This window comes from Erysipelothrix sp. strain 2 (EsS2-6-Brazil), assembly GCF_016617625.1.
GTDB classification, from domain to species: domain Bacteria; phylum Bacillota_I; class Bacilli_A; order Erysipelotrichales; family Erysipelotrichaceae; genus Erysipelothrix; species Erysipelothrix piscisicarius.
Window position 1 is genome coordinate 12,765 of the sequence record NZ_SBAR01000016.1, and the last position, 14,769, is coordinate 27,533.

The following is a 14,769-nucleotide window of genomic DNA, read 5'->3' on the forward strand; positions in this document are numbered from 1 at the left end:
TTATATCACAATCATACCGAACAGATACGTTTTAGCACAAAAAAAGAAGTTGGTGTCACCAACTTCAAAGCAATACATATTCAAGAGTGCATCACTTAAAACGTTGTTCTTTTAAAGGGATAAATAAGCGAAGCACAGGAACCATTACCGCTGCTACAATACCTACAGCAAACCCCGTATTATAGAGGTTCATACCAGCATGTAACGAACCGGAATTTAAAACAACTGAGGAATTAATAAATCCAGCGACAATGCCCCAAATAAATCCAAAGTCACCAGCTATTGGAGCCAGCGCGGTGCTAAATAAGGCGCCAAGTAAAACGGCAGGCTGATCTAATGACCAACTTTTCGTAAGACCGCCAAGATACACACCAATAAATATCGGGGTGATATTTCTCCAATGCTTCCCAGCCCCTGAAAAACCAATGATGGTAAGGATGCCCCCAATATTCGGTCCGTTAAGTGCACCTTTCGCAACCACGAGCACAAAGAATAAAGCTAAGAATCCGTTCACGGACATATTAATTAAAACAGCACCGAGGCCATATTTTTTATAAAAATCATTGTCCCCATGACCGGTTTCACGAAGTAATTGGCGGTATTTACTAAAAGCGTCATGATCACTGAGCCAACCGATATAGAAAAGCAAGAGAAACAAAATCGACAATACAACGGCAGAGGGAATTGTGTATTCTGTCGTTACGATTAATCGCTTATAAGGGACATAGCCATACGATTTCATAATCGAAACATAGAGGGTACTCATAATTCCAACCGCAAACCCAATATTCGCAAGACTATAACCATCGTGAACTTTATATAGAGAGCGTGCTACGGGTTTAATCGTAAAACCAATTGAAAGTCCAACTGTAATACTTAGAATCAGCCGTAAGTATAGAGGGAGATTGACGACAAACATTAATTCACTAACAATTGGAGAAAAGCTTGTCGCCAGTAAAGACATATGGACAATATCTTTGTAAGCTTCTTTGGTTACAAGCGCATAAAGATAAGTACCAATGAGTATCGGAATAATATTGACAATGTTTTTACCAAACAATCCGAAACTTAACATAAGCATAATTGAGGCTATGACCGAGCCTGAAAACTCGGTCTCAGAATACATAATGATTAAAACGGAAATAAGCGTGATTAGACCAGCATTAAATAAAGCTGCACCAACACCGCCGATTGCGAAATAATCGGTAATCAAAATATCTGACTGAACAATGATCTGAATCATTCCAGAAAAAATGGTTTCGGGTGAATCAAGAACAAATGCAGAGCCAATAAGTAAAATACTTAAATATAAGAAAAGCCGGTTTGTTTGATTACGCATAAATCACTTCCTTTTTCATAAATATAACTTAATTTTTCTTAAATAAAAAGCATTAAATGAATAAAAGAACACCCAGAAAACAATAAAAAGAACGCATAAGCGTTCTAAAAATTACTCTTTGAATTTTCATCGTCAATTAAATTTCGAATATCAAGCATTTTTTGATCTGTTTTTGCAATCGTCTCTGCACAGTCGAAAAGTTCTTCGGATACTAATTCAAGATGGCGATGATCTTTTTTGTAACGAATTTCGTGCTCTAATGAAGCCCAAAAATCCATGGCAATTGTACGAATTTGAATTTCTACTTTAGCGTAATGTTTTCCATCTGAAAGAAAGACGGGAACCTCCACAATTAAATGAAGACTGCGGTAACCGTTCTCTTTAGGAAATTGAATATAATCTTTAATTTCAAGGACTTGGATATCATCTTGATTTGAAATCATATCTGCGACAATATAGATATCATCAATGTATGAACAGATTACCCGAACACCTGCAACGTCATTTAAGTGCTGAGGGATTGAATCCACATTCAAAGGGACTTCAAGTCTAAGTAGCTTTTCCACAATACTTTGTGGTTTTTTAACGCGTGATTTTATGGTTGTAATTGGATTTCGGGTCGTAAGTGTTCCAAGTTCTCTGTCCAAAATTTCAAGTTTGGTGGTGATTTCGCGTACTGCGCAATCATATAAAAGCATTAAAGCAATGAAATTTTTGGTTTGATTTACAAAGTCTGTGGGCACTTTAAATTTTTGATTATTAATAATAACTTCATTTCGTGACATAAACTCACCTCTAAGATTATTTTATCATAAAATATTAAAAGTCTATGATATCTAGAAGAAAGTAAAAAAAAGAGGGTTACCCCTCTATAATTGTGACATCGTATTTTGGTTCATCACGTTCTTTATCAAACGTAATACTGAGGTCTTTATCGGCAAAAAACCAGTCATCTGACTTTTCAACATAAAAGTTGATGCCTTCTACTTTGATCATTTCCAGTGGTCTACTTGGTTCCATAATTGCCAACGCAAATGAGAAACCACCGTGAGGACCATAAACCTTTCCAAAAAATTTAACGCTGTCGTTTGCTTTAAGATTCAGTTCGCGAATATACCACTCTGCTGCTTCTTTTGATACTTCTAATTTCATTGTGTCACCTCTTTTAAGTTATGTTATCACACTCTGGCTGAATTATTATGTAATATGCTTACTCTCGATAGGTAGCCATCAAGTCTTTAAACATATCGGCTGTGCTTGGGGGTGTAAAGGATACAGCGTTTGCGCCAGCTTGTATGGTTTTCCGACATGATTCTTCAGTAGGGCCACCAGTCGCGATAATTGGTACTTGCGGATGATTCTTTCGAATTGCCGCAACAACTTCGGGTGTGCGCGCTGCCGCGGATACATTTAGGATTGTTGCACCGGCATCAAGACGTGCCTGAATATCTTCATTTTCGTTAAGAACGGTGATGATAATCGGAATCTCAATCGCTTGTTTCACAAGACGTATTAATTTATTTGTAGTTGGAGCATTTAGGACAACACCTGTTGCACCTTGTTGTTCAGCGTCAACTGCAAGACCTACAACGCGAAGTCCACGGGTAGTGCCACCACCAATTCCAGAAAAGACGGGAACATCCGCAACGTTTTTAATTGCGTGTGTAATTATTGGTTGGGGTGTAAAAGGATAAATTGCGATAACTGCATCGGCATTACAATTACGAATAATTGCGACATCAGTCGTGAATAAAAATGACTTAATTGTACGACCAAATAATTTAATTCCACTTGCTTCCTGAATCGATTCAGGCACACGAATAATGTGCGATCTTAAGTTGCCATTATATTCTGGAACAAACATACTTACCTCCTAGATGAGACGTTTTTCAAATCCTCCGTCTACTTTTAAATTTTTTGTGACAATGATAAAGGCATTGGGATCATGTTTTCGAATAAGTTGTTTTAATTCAACAACTTCACTTTGCGCAACAATGGTTACAAATACATCCATTTGACTCCCGGTATATGCACCATAGCCATCCCAATACGTTACGCCACGATGGATAACTTCAATAATTTCACGTTTGATATCTTTATTTTTCGTATATACCATTACACTTACCTCAATATTATGTTCATGGAACTTATCAAGACAGAAGGAAAAGATAAAGGAGTACACGAGCGAATAAAGTGCGGTTTGTGCATTATAAACAATTAAACACACAAGATAAATTGAACAGTTCACCATTAAATATAATGAACCCAAACTTCCTTTCTTTTTTTGAGATAGATAAAAACCAATTACATCCAAACCACCCGAGGACCCTTTGGCGCGATATGAAAGTGAGGCACCGAAGGCACCAAGCACAGCCGCAATGATAATTGAAATAAAAACATCATCTACAATTGGCTGACTCATAACAGGAATTAATGTAAAACAGATTGCTTGTGTTACAATAGTGACAAGTGTATAACGCACAAAAGAATGCGAAAACTTGAACCATGCAAAGATAAGCAAAGGAATATTAAGAAATAAATTTACGATTCCAGCAATGTCAAAACCAAATTCAAATTTGAAGACGTATTGGATGGCATCACGCAATAACTGCGCGATCCCCACCATACCACCATTGTAAATCTGGGCAGGAATAATAAATAGATTAACAGAGAGTGCAAACATTATTGCACCAGCAATGCAAAGTAAATAATTTTTTGTTTTTTTCATACTCTAATTATAACAAAATCTAAGGGTTAAGAGTATTCTTTATTTATGAAAGAATTTCAATCGAGATATCTAGGAAAACAAGAGGGATTATGATGACAATACAGATACGAAAAGCTAAAATTGGTGATTTACCCGAGATCATGCATATTATTGAACAAGCTAAAGCGATGTTTCGCGATAAAGGTATTGATCAATGGCAAAATGGGTATCCAAACGAAGATACCATACGAAACGATATCAAAAATGAGAATGGCTTTGTGATTCTCAAGGAACAAGATTTGGTAGGAACCTTGATGCTTCAACTGGGTAATGATGAAAATTATGATACGATTGAAGAGGGGCAATGGAATGAAGAAGGTCCCTATGCGGTAATCCATCGAATTGCGATTCATCCAGCATATTATGGTCAGAAAATTGCGACACATGCTCTTAAACAGATAGAAAACACTTGTGGAAAAGCAGGCTTTTCCGTGGTTCGAATCGATACGCATAAAAACAATCTTGCTATGAATGCACTGTTGATGAAAACAGGATACCAACTTTGTGGTAGAATAACTTTAAAAGATGGGGGAGAAAGACTCGCGTATGACAAAAAAATATAAAATCATTGATTGGCACTGTGATGTGCTTTTGAAACTCCAACAGGATCAATCACTTAATTTTAAAGATTCAAATGAATTAGATGTCAATTATGAAAAATTAAAAGCAAGCAATACGAAAGTTCAAGCGATGGCAATCTTTATAGATCCCGATTTAAACTTTAATGATAAATATCAAATTGCTCTCGAACAGATTGATGCATATAAACATCGTGTGCTTACAATACCTCATGTCGTTCAAATAAGATCTTTTAGTGATATCGAGAAACTAGGGTCGGATGAAATTGGTACATTTTTAACTTTAGAAGGTCTTGATTGTGTTGGAAATGACATGGAAAAAGTAAAGCATTTGTTGGATGAGGGGGTTCTCTCCATTGGGATGACATGGAATGATGCGAATCTAGCATGTGATGGAATTGGTGAGCCACGTGGCGCAGGTCTGACTGCTTTTGGATTTAATGTAGTGGAAGAACTCAATGAACGAAATTTGTTTGTAGATGTATCTCATATTAGTTTAAAAGGTTTTGATGACGTACTTAATAGTGCAAAGCATGTTATTGCAAGTCATTCAAATGTGAAGGCTATTGCGAGCCATCGGCGTAATTTAAATGATAATCAAATCAGACGTATGCTTGAAGGGGGTTTTCCAATTCATGTCGTGTACTATGATGCTTTTGTAACCGATGACGAAAAAGAAACCGAAATTTCTGATTTAGTACGTCATATAGAATACTTAGTAGAAATGGGTTGTGAGCAGCAAATTGGACTTGGTTCAGATTTTGATGGGATTGCAACTAAAATCAAGTATCTAGAAGACGCTTCAAAAACACAAAATTTACTTCTGGAAATCGAAAATACCTTGGGTGAAAAATTTACAAATGCGATTGCTTATGATAACTTTATTAATTATGTTAATCATAAAATGATATAAAGGAGAACGAAACCATTATGGAAATCTTTAATACACGATCATTAACACAGAAACAAAGATTTAATGTAGCACTACTTGTTGGGGTAGTTTCGGCAGTAGTCTTAGGAATTGTATCAGGAATTTTTAGAAATAAAGTTGCGAACTTCTCATTAGTTATTGTAGGTGTTGGGTATCTTATTGCACTTGCGATTCAGAAATTTGGTCGTGGCGTCCAAATGAAATTTTCGATTATCGCAGCCTTGTTTACTTTGTTGGCAATCATCATTAGTGATGTCGTGACCGTTATGGGAATTGCGGGCCTTTTCGAGTTAAGTAGTTATCAAATTATCTTTAAGTATGCAGCACAAAACGAGATTCATTCCGTTTTATGGATTGCATATCGTTTGCTAGCGATTTATATAAGTTATAATTATTCGAGGATTATTTAATGGATGGTAGAGAGACGATTGCAACGATAAATCTCGACAATCTTTCATACAATATTAATAAAATAAAAGAAGTGACAGGGAAGTCGCTTTTTGGTGTTGTAAAAGCAAATGCTTATGGTCATGGTGATGTTGAATGCAGTCGCATCATGATCGAAGAAAATCTCCCGTTTATTTGTGTTTCATCAATCGACGAGGCGCAACGTTTGGTTGAAAAAGGAATCCTTCATGATATTCTAATTTTCAGTTATGTTGATCCAAATTTCATTGCATCAAATCATCAAGAGCAATTCGTATACACCATTCCTTCAATTGAATGGTTTCGTAAAGTTCAAACGTTAGACCTCGACCTGCGGTTGCATTTAGAAATCAATGTAGGCATGAACCGAATTGGAATAAAACACAATCAAGAAATTGAAGAAATTCTATCGAGTGAGGTTTCACTGGAAGGAATTTACACCCATTTTCCAAGCCCTGAAAATCTTGAAAAAGGACGTGAACAATTAGCACGTTTTGAAAAAATTGTCACCACATCGAACCGTGATTTTAAATGGGTTCATGTTGGGAATGCACCGGTTTCAATTATTAAAAACAGTTCAGTCATAAATGGTTTTCGTATGGGACTTGCGGTCTACGGGTATCGAGTGGATATGCCAGTATTAAAACCAGTGCTGTCTCTGCATTCCACGATATTGCATATCGATGAGGTCGAGGCAGGGGAGTCAATTGGTTATGATTACACCTATGAAGTGGAGACCAAAGAGTTATTTGGAACCATGCCAATAGGCTATGCTGATTGTTTCGATGTAAGAAATAATTTAGTTCCGGTGTATATTAATGGAAGACCGTATTCGATTGTAGGAAAAATATGTATGGATCAGACGATGATACGAATTGATGAACATGTTTGTTTGGGTGATGTCGTTGAACTGATTGGTGAACATAGAACCTGTGCGCAACTAGAAAACATTACAGGGATTTCGAAGTACGTACTTCTATCAACCCTTAGCGAACGTATTACCCGGCATTATATTCAAAATAAAAAGATTGTTCATATCGACAAAAGAAAATAAAAGAGGAACGAGACGGGGACTCTAAAAAAATAAACTGGGATTTGTAACTTGCGGTAATGTACCGAAGATATAAATCCCAGTTTTTCGTGACTCAACATTGAAGATTAAAATACTGCCTAATGCTTGAAACCGTGTTCTTTCCCAGAGGATACGTATCGCGTCTCAATATGCGTGATGTTATCTGATAGCCATCGTTGAGAGTGATATCCATACTGTTTTAATGATTCTTTCTTCCTTCTTTGTGTACTAAGAATGTGTTGAACATCATCAAAGATTCATCAGTGCTCGGTCTTTCAAGACTTAAACGATTACGTTCTTGATCCAAATTGAACTCCGTGCGGATTGACTGTTCTTATTAAGGAGTCCCATTAACCGAGGTCAGCCCCACAGCTTCTTTATTTATGGAATTTAAAACATACGACTTTATCTGACTAAATGAAAATAGAGTGAGACCATCATAATAACCATCACGACGCCGATGATTAAACCAAACAGCTTCCCATCCTGCATTTCTTGCGCCAAGAACGTCGTTTGCGAGGGAATCGCCAATCATAATTAGAGAGCCAGTTTGTTGTGCTTCAATAACTTGGAATATTTCCCGGGAAGGTTTATAATATCCGACATCCCCGGAAACAATGATCTGGGAATGAGGCATGTAATCTTCCAAACGTAAGGCTTTAATTTTCTTCCATTGATGTTCGGAAGGGCCATTCGTTAAGACATAAAAAGGTATGTTGCGACTATTAAGGATAGTGAATAAATCATGAATGGCAGGATGCAGTTCGAGGTGATCCAAGTGATATGCGTAGCGTTCTTGAAAAAAATCTGCTTCGGCAGGACTTATTTGGATTCCAATATCTTCGAGAGGTTTTTGAATTCGAAAACGTCTCATTTCGAGGTTTGTCATTGTGCCATTTTGGGTTGCTTCAAACACAGAATCACTGTAGATACGACTTTGAATGTATAACGAACGGACATCTTTTACGTCAATAAATCCAGCGTCATCGAGCGCTTTTTTAAATGGAATAATTTGATCGTAGAGCGTGTCATCCATATCAAAGATAAATATACTCATATAATCTCCTTTTGGTATATATTGTTAGGGTAAACGTTAAGAAAAAGGATTAATATAGATTAATCCTTTTCAGAAATAGAATTTATTGAATCTCCCATGGACTTTCATTTGTTTTAACAAAAGAATCCAAAGAGCGCAAGGCAACCTCGACCATGTCCGATACAGCTTGATCTGTGTAGAAAGCACAATGCGGTGTGATAATAACGTTCTTATGACTTTCTAATAACGTTAGTTGGTGATTTGTCAGTGTGGATAAGCGGTGGTCTTTATGGAAGATGCCGAGTTCACCTTCAAGAACATCAAGACCTACAGCACCAATATGACCGTTTTCAACATATTTAATGAGTGCATCTGTATCAATTAATTCTCCACGTGCGCAGTTGACAATTACTACACCAGGTTTTGTAAGCGCAAGATGCTTGTCGTTGATGATGTGGTGTGTTGATTCAAAGAGCGGTGCGTGTAGTGTAATGACATCCGCTTCTTTTAGAAGTGTTTCAAGATCCACATAAGTTAAAACATCTTTAATGGCATCATTTTCATAAAGGTCATATCCAATAATACGGCCACCAAACCCTGAGAGGTTACGTGCAGTAATACATCCGATACGTCCGGTTCCAATAACACCAAATGTCATGTTATGCATCTCTTTTCCTTGAAGACCGGCTAAAGAATAATCCTTGATTTCTGTACGTTTCATGATTGCTTTCATATTACGTAATGACATTAGAATTAACATTACCGCAAAATCGGCAACACAATTGGGAGAGTACGTTGCATTTGAGAATTTTAGACCGAGATCGCGAACGGCATCCATGTCGACATTATTAAACCCAGCCGAACGAGATGCGATGTATTTTGTCCCGCCCTGCGCAAGAATCTCAAGAACGCCTCGACTTGCATCGCAGTTACCGAGAAAAGCCACTGCCTCATAACCCTTAGCTTCTAACGCATTATCCTTGCTAAGTTGCGCAGGAACAACTTTTAATTCAATGTTCATTTCTTTAGCATAACGTTCAAACGCTTCCGTTTCATCGGGGCGGACAGCATAAGCAATTAATTTCATATTCAATATTCTCCTTCATAATTATTAGACGTGTAAAAACATCATCATGTGTATCCTACAATAAATTAGGACAGAAAGGGTGTAAGGCGCCCATAAATGCCCTACCAATAAAAGTTATCATTGCGATTGTTGATTATCAATCTGTGTTTGTGAGAGGGCTTCGCGATCCACACCAGAAATTGACTCAAAGCGACTGGATATCTTGCGAGATGTGATGTGTAAATCCTTGACATCTTGATTGACATTTTCAATATGTTTACTTAAATTATCCCATCGCAAACGATAACGGTCAAATTCAGTGTGCAAGCGATTGAGTTCATCGTGGATGACACTTGCATATTTTTCGCGTTCGAGATTTACGAGGATAGTTTGAATTGTCGTCAGTGTGCTCATAAGTGTTGTTGGTGAAACCAGCCACACACGTTTTCTTTGTGCATATTCCAAGATGTCCGAATGATAAGCGTTAATGGTAGCAAATACAGCTTCGGCAGGAACAAACATTAATGCTTGATCCGAAGTAACCCCTGAAATGATATATTTATTCGAAATTGCATCAATATGCTTCTTGCAATCAAGAACAAACTGTCGTTCTGCATTTTGTCGTTGGTTTGGGTCCAAAGATTTATCAATCATACGTCGATAATTCTCAAGTGGGAATTTGGAGTCGATAACTAGTGTACCAAGTGGCTCGGGTGCAAAAAGAACTGCATCAGGTCGTATGCCTGGTGATAAGTTGTACTGCATTTGGTAAATTCGATCATTTTTATCCCCGAAAATTGACGCTAAAATTTGATGCAGCTGCACTTCTCCAAAAGTTCCGCGTGTTTTTTTATCGGTAAGAACATCTTGTAATGAAACAATCTCAACTGAAAGGGCATCAATTTTCTTTTGGGCTTCATCAATCTTACTTAATCGCTCCACGATATTTGTGAAGGTGTCGTTAGTTTTTTTAAATCCCTGATCCAGTGATTGGTTTACTTTTTCGTCCATAAGCAGTAATCTTTTTTCCACACTCTCTGTGAGTTTTGTAAACTGTTGATCCAATTGAAGATTCATTTTGTCGTGAAAGAGGATTAAAGCGCGATTGACCTCTTTTTCAAATACAATATTTCTTTGTGTTAGGTCATTAAAACGGATATCTATTCGGTCTGTAAATTGATTAAACTTATCAGAGGTCTTCTCTCGACTTTCAAAATCAAGTGCAACCATTTGATTCATTGCGTTGTTTGCTTGATGTGTTACCAAATCTTTAAGTTGTGAGACCTGATTGGTAATGTCGTCAAGATTCGTAGGATTTCGTTGAAAACTTAATTGCAAATATATAAGGATAAGTAAAAGTACAATAATAAGTATTAATAATATTTGTGTCATAGTGGCTCCTTTAATTAAAACTATTATACGACACTTCAGCGTCACCGTGTCAATTTCATGCGTTTATCGAATAGATCGAATATTTTATAGTATAATAAGGATAGAGGTGTCAATATGAATAAAATAGGATTAGCTTTATCAGGAGGCGGTGTTAAATCAATTTCTCAACTTCCTGTTATTCGAGCATTAAACGAAGAGAACATAAAAATTGATATGGTGTCAGGAACATCAATGGGTTCTGTAATTGCTGCTCTGGTATCCTGTGGATTAACCTCCGATGAATTGACGGATATTGTTTTGAAATTAGAGCGAAATATTAAAGAAAAGCATATTTTCTCAAAGCCAAGCCTTAAATTACTTCCATTTTCAAAAGAAAAACTTACGGGTGGATATGTGGATGGACAAGAACTCGAAGATGAACTTCAAAAAGTTCTTGATGAAATCGGGGTACATAATATTTCAGAGGTGAAAATTCCACTTGCGATTCCAGCTGTTGATTTAACCACGGGGAAAATCATCTGCTTTGTTTCACATCCCAATGAATTTAAAACGCTTGATCCAATGTGGGAGATTGTTACGGATATTCCGTTGGCTAAAGCGGTGCGTGCATCGTGTTCATTTCCGTTTGTGATAGCAGCAATGGAATACCAGGGATATATGCTGGTAGATGGTGGTGTGCGAATGAACCTGCCACTCGAATTAGTAGAGGCATATGGTGCTGACAAAACAATCGCTGTAACGATGCATTCTAATGAGTCATTTCATGAATATAATTCACTGATGGCTATTGCGACACGTTGCATGGATCTGATGCGGATTGAAGAAGATTATCATATTGTGAAGAAAGCGGATATTCATATAAATGTTCCGCTCGATGATGTGTGGGTTTTTGAACTTGGTAAAGGTCGTTTTACCATGGATCGTGCGGATCTTGTTATTGAAAAACATAAGGATGACATAAAAGCGCTCGTAAAGAAAAAAACACTCTGGGAACGAATTAAGGAAGAATTGGGAGGACTCTCATGAAATTTAAAAAGTTGCGTAATGGAACTACGATGCCGATGTTGGGCTTGGGAACATATCGCTTGGTGGAAGATGATGCATATCAAATTGTATTAAAAGCGCTTGAACTTGGATATCGTCATATTGATACTGCCATGATTTATAATAATGAAGTGGAAGTTGGACGTGCGATTAAAGATTCTGGAATTCCACGAGAAGAACTTTTTATTACGACAAAGTGTTGGAATGAGGATCAAGGCTATGAATCGGCACTTCAGGCTTTTGATTTATCGTTAAAAAAGCTTGGTTTGGACTATGTTGATCTTTATTTAATCCACTGGCCACAGCCAGCCTCATGTGATACATGGCGTGCTTTTGAAGAAATCTATAGGAATAAGAGAGCTAAGGCAATCGGCGTTTCGAACTTTAATGTAGAACAGTTAGAAATTTTGTTAGAAGAAGCGACGGTTATTCCGATGGTAAATCAAATTGAACGTCATCCATATTTAGTTCAGGAAGAATTAAAAAAAGTGTGCGATCGACATAATATCGCGTGCGAAGGATGGATGCCAATTGCTCGTAATAAAGTTTCTGAAAGTGAAGCCATTGTCAAGTTAGCGCAGAAGTATCATAAAACACCTGCACAGATTACATTAAGATGGCAGATACAAACAGATTGGATCGTATTCCCAAAAACGCAATCGTTTGAGCGATTGGAAGAAAACTTTGATATTTTTGATTTTGAATTAACAAATGCTGAAGTAGATGTTGTGAATAACCACAATGAAAACCTACATTTAGGTACGAACCCTAATAAATATAAAATTAAATAGAGCTTATGTGCTCTATTTTTTTATTCAACCTTGTGAATTATTTTATTTAAAGAATGAATAATCTTATACCTTATGAGTGGATTTATCAATTCAAGATGGTATAATATACATATATTGATAATCATTATCATTATTATTGGAGGGTTAGTTATGTGGAAAGAAACATTATTAAGTTTAAAAGAAACCATAATCTGTGGGATTCTGTTGTTGCTAGGAGCAATACTTAATAACAACGTACTATTAATTTTGGCAATTGCGATTGGTGGCTATAACCAAACGAAAGAAGGGATTACAGATACAGTTCAAAATAAACATTTGAATGTGGAACTTTTAATGATTCTATCTGCTATTGGAGCATGTTTAATCGGCTATTATATGGAAGGTGCAGTCTTAATATTTATTTTTTCTTTATCAGGAGCGCTAGAAGAGCTAACCCTTGACCGTAGTCAACGTGAAATTCGTTCTTTAATGGAACTGCAACCAACAGAAGCTACACGAATGAATAAAAATGGAAGTACTGAAGTTGTACCCGTCGAAGCGTTAGAGATTGGCGGTAAGGTCATTGTTGCTGTTGGAGAAACCGTTCCAATTGATGCAATGATTTACAAAGGTCAAAGCAGTATCGAAGAGGCGGCAATTACAGGTGAATCAATGCCTAAAGAAAAGAGTGTTGGAGACATGGTCTTTGGAGGAACACTCAACATTTCGAATCCATTAACCATTGAAGTTAATACTTTGGTTAACGATACACTTATTCAAAAAATTGTGAAGATGGTTGAAGAAGCACAACAATATCCGTCAAAGACAGCTCGTTTTATTGAGCGTATTGAAGATTACTATGCACGTATTGTATTGGTTGTTGTTTTATTGGTAATTCTTATTCCTATCCTCACAATGGGTCAATCGTTCCAAGAGGCATTTTATCGTGGAATGATTTTATTGGTTGTTGCATCACCATGTGCCCTTATTGCATCGGTAACACCTGCAACCTTATCGGCAATTTCAAACGGTGCAAAGCGCGGTATATTGGTAAAAGGCGGTATCCATTTTGAAAACATGATGGATGCAAAAGCAGTTGCTTTTGATAAGACCGGAACATTAACGCAGGGTGTACCATCGTTAACTGATATATTCTATATTGATGATGTTGATGCGCGTGAGGTCGGTGAAGCGATCATTGCAATTGAACAGTACTCAACGCATCCACTTGCGAGTGCGGTAGTAACAGGTCTTTATAATGAATTAAAAATCGAAGAGTATCCATCCGCAAACAATGTTGAAGAAATTGCAGGGTATGGAATTAAAGGGGTTTATGCAGGAAAAGAATATCGAATCGGTAAACTCGACCATATGACTTCAGAAGATCAAATTGTTACAGACAAAGGACTTGAATTTGCAGAAAGAGGGAATAGTCTTGTATACGTCCAACAAGATGGAGATGTTATTGGTGTGCTTGGTCTGACGGACGTAATTCGTCCCGAAGCGTTATCTTTGGTTCGTTGGTTAAACAAAAATAATATCAAGACAGTCATGATTACAGGTGATAACCAGAAAACAGCAGAGAATATTGGATCTCAAATTGGCGTCTCAAAAATTATTGCGGAATGTCTTCCGGATGAAAAAGCAACTATTATTCGTGATTTGGAACGAGAATATGGAACCGTTGTAATGATCGGAGATGGAATTAACGATGCGCCCGCGCTTGCGAATGCAACTATTGGGGTTGCAATGGGAAGTGGAACCGACATAGCAATGGAGGCTGCAGATATTATTCTGGTTAAAGATGATATCACCGGAATCCGATATGCTATCGAACTCTCTTTAAAACTTCGAAAGATTGTAATTCAAAATGTTGGCTTCGCAATTGGTGTCATTCTTCTATTAGTCATCTCCAACTTCTTTGACCGCATATCACTTCCACTTGGTGTAGTTGGTCATGAAGGAAGTACAATTCTAGTGATTTTAAACAGTTTAAGACTCTTGAAAGAAATAAAAATAAATGATTAAGTGGTTTAAAGGGGATATTCCCCTTTTTTTATTGCTTAAAAGCACCCAAACAAAACTTTAAAATCACATATGCAAATTATTTAAGAACAAACTTAAAATAACCAAACAAAACTTTAAAATCACATATGCAAATTATTTAAGAACAAACTTAAAATAAAGTGAAAATAGTGTTGACGGTGGATAAAGAGGGTGGTATTATATACAAGCGCTAAGGGAAACCGAGTGCAGAAAATGGTCTTTGAAAACTAAACAGGAAACGTCAATTTCAAAAAGAAATACGGATAAATAAATAAACAAAACTCGTCAGAGTTAAAAAGAGA

At 36.9% G+C, this 14,769-nt stretch carries 15 protein-coding genes; 7 read left to right on the forward strand and 8 right to left on the reverse strand.

From position 1 onward, the window contains the following. Positions 1–91: 91 nt before the first annotated feature. The 5 genes from EPJ89_RS07905 to EPJ89_RS07925 all read right to left on the reverse strand — a co-directional run bounded on the left by EPJ89_RS07905 (position 92) and on the right by EPJ89_RS07925 (position 4,067). A complete protein-coding gene (locus EPJ89_RS07905; RefSeq protein ID WP_200549453.1) occupies positions 92–1,339 on the reverse strand; it encodes a DUF1576 domain-containing protein in 1,248 nt (415 codons plus the stop codon). A gap of 104 nt (positions 1,340–1,443) precedes the next feature. Further along, positions 1,444–2,124, reverse strand: a complete 681-nt coding sequence (locus EPJ89_RS07910) for a GTP pyrophosphokinase (protein ID WP_161636936.1) — start codon at positions 2,122–2,124, stop codon at positions 1,444–1,446. A 76-nt stretch (positions 2,125–2,200) separates the two neighbouring features. Next, positions 2,201–2,491 carry a HesB/YadR/YfhF family protein gene (locus EPJ89_RS07915; RefSeq protein ID WP_013852418.1) on the reverse strand — a complete coding sequence of 97 codons (291 nt, stop codon included), beginning with the start codon at positions 2,489–2,491 and terminating at the stop codon, positions 2,201–2,203. A gap of 58 nt (positions 2,492–2,549) precedes the next feature. Continuing rightward, on the reverse strand, positions 2,550–3,203 hold the full coding sequence (locus EPJ89_RS07920) for a hydrolase (RefSeq protein ID WP_003774066.1): 654 nt from the start codon (positions 3,201–3,203) through the stop codon (positions 2,550–2,552). 9 nt (positions 3,204–3,212) lie between these two features. Next, complete coding sequence (locus EPJ89_RS07925) at positions 3,213–4,067, reverse strand: YitT family protein (protein WP_161636937.1); 855 nt, start codon at positions 4,065–4,067, stop codon at positions 3,213–3,215. 89 nt (positions 4,068–4,156) lie between these two features. Here EPJ89_RS07925 and EPJ89_RS07930 point away from each other — a divergent pair, with 89 nt between their 5' ends. From EPJ89_RS07930 to alr, 4 genes are read left to right on the forward strand one after another with little or no spacing between them, the layout of a single operon-like run. Continuing rightward, positions 4,157–4,669, forward strand: coding sequence for a GNAT family N-acetyltransferase (locus EPJ89_RS07930; RefSeq protein WP_200549455.1), 513 nt, complete (start codon positions 4,157–4,159; stop codon positions 4,667–4,669). After that, on the forward strand, positions 4,653–5,597 hold the full coding sequence (locus EPJ89_RS07935) for a dipeptidase (RefSeq protein ID WP_161636939.1): 945 nt from the start codon (positions 4,653–4,655) through the stop codon (positions 5,595–5,597). The genes EPJ89_RS07930 and EPJ89_RS07935 overlap by 17 nt, the downstream gene beginning before the upstream one ends. 17 nt (positions 5,598–5,614) lie before the next feature. Then, positions 5,615–6,025, forward strand: coding sequence for a hypothetical protein (locus tag EPJ89_RS07940; protein ID WP_125163827.1), 411 nt, complete (start codon positions 5,615–5,617; stop codon positions 6,023–6,025). Next, positions 6,025–7,095: an alanine racemase gene (gene alr / locus EPJ89_RS07945; RefSeq protein WP_125163826.1), complete on the forward strand. Its 1,071-nt coding sequence runs from the start codon at positions 6,025–6,027 to the stop codon at positions 7,093–7,095. Before EPJ89_RS07940 ends, alr begins: the two co-directional genes overlap by 1 nt. Before the next feature lie 355 nt (positions 7,096–7,450). Here the strand turns inward: alr and EPJ89_RS07950 are convergent, their stop codons facing one another. The 3 genes from EPJ89_RS07950 to EPJ89_RS07960 all read right to left on the reverse strand — a co-directional run bounded on the left by EPJ89_RS07950 (position 7,451) and on the right by EPJ89_RS07960 (position 10,607). Further along, positions 7,451–8,170 (reverse strand): HAD family hydrolase, encoded by a 720-nt coding sequence (locus EPJ89_RS07950; protein WP_161636940.1) that lies wholly within the window; start codon positions 8,168–8,170, stop codon positions 7,451–7,453. 82 nt (positions 8,171–8,252) lie between these two features. Further along, positions 8,253–9,236, reverse strand: coding sequence for a D-isomer specific 2-hydroxyacid dehydrogenase family protein (locus EPJ89_RS07955; protein WP_161636941.1), 984 nt, complete (start codon positions 9,234–9,236; stop codon positions 8,253–8,255). Between the two features lie 117 nt (positions 9,237–9,353). Continuing rightward, complete coding sequence (locus EPJ89_RS07960) at positions 9,354–10,607, reverse strand: DNA recombination protein RmuC (protein WP_161636942.1); 1,254 nt, start codon at positions 10,605–10,607, stop codon at positions 9,354–9,356. Positions 10,608–10,721: 114 nt separating this feature from the next. On the opposite strand from EPJ89_RS07960, the gene EPJ89_RS07965 reads away from it, so the two are divergent. From EPJ89_RS07965 to EPJ89_RS07975, 3 genes are all read left to right on the forward strand, one after another. Further along, positions 10,722–11,633: a patatin-like phospholipase family protein gene (locus tag EPJ89_RS07965; RefSeq protein ID WP_125163823.1), complete on the forward strand. Its 912-nt coding sequence runs from the start codon at positions 10,722–10,724 to the stop codon at positions 11,631–11,633. Next, positions 11,630–12,442, forward strand: a complete 813-nt coding sequence (locus tag EPJ89_RS07970; protein ID WP_200549457.1) for an aldo/keto reductase — start codon at positions 11,630–11,632, stop codon at positions 12,440–12,442. The genes EPJ89_RS07965 and EPJ89_RS07970 overlap by 4 nt, the downstream gene beginning before the upstream one ends. 150 nt (positions 12,443–12,592) lie before the next feature. After that, on the forward strand, positions 12,593–14,449 hold the full coding sequence (locus EPJ89_RS07975) for a heavy metal translocating P-type ATPase (RefSeq protein ID WP_200549459.1): 1,857 nt from the start codon (positions 12,593–12,595) through the stop codon (positions 14,447–14,449). The last annotated feature ends 320 nt before the right edge of the window (positions 14,450–14,769 follow it).